At 52.9% G+C, this 577-nt stretch carries 1 protein-coding gene; it reads right to left on the minus strand.

Features of this window, described 5'->3' with window-relative positions:
- A partial coding sequence (locus AC056_RS19200) for an MBL fold metallo-hydrolase (protein WP_416224624.1) occupies positions 1-383 on the minus strand: 383 nt, incomplete at its 3' end.
- Positions 384-577 lie beyond the last annotated feature (194 nt).

A 577-nucleotide genomic window follows, 5' to 3' on the forward strand; every position in this document is an offset into this window, starting at 1 on the left:
CCGCCCATCTTGTCCTGATGCGCGTGAGTCACCACCGCCAGCGCGACCGGCAGGTTGATCTCCTGCTTGATCCAGTTGAGGATCTGGGCGGTCTGGTCATCGGTCCAGGCGGTATCGACCAACAGCACGCGGCCGCCATCCCTGACGATCAAACCGTTGGAAGCGACTGCCCCGAAACCCGGCATGTCGAGATAGGAAGTGTGCTGCCAGACATTCGGTGCGAGCTGGCGGAAAACCAGATCGCCAAACCGTTGGTCGCCAGTTTCCATTTGCTGGCCAATCGTCGGGCGGATTTCACCGGGCATGCACCCGCTCAGCATCAATGCAGCGGCTAATGCGGTGCTCAGCTTCGCGACCGGGTGCATAATATTGGGCAATTCCATCAAGTTTTCCTTTTATTCAGCATTAAAAACCCCGCAAATGCGAGGCCTAGTAAATAGATGATCTTAATTTGGTTCACTGTAGCAAAAATATGGGGCGAATTCAAACATGAGGTGCGACAGTTTCAAAAGCCATATGATAATCAACAAGCTGAGCAAATTTCTCTAAGGAAGGTGCGAACAAGTCCCTGATATGA

Origin of the sequence: Acinetobacter genomosp. 33YU, from assembly GCF_001990725.1 — a bacterium.
GTDB lineage: Bacteria > Pseudomonadota > Gammaproteobacteria > Pseudomonadales > Moraxellaceae > Acinetobacter > Acinetobacter seifertii.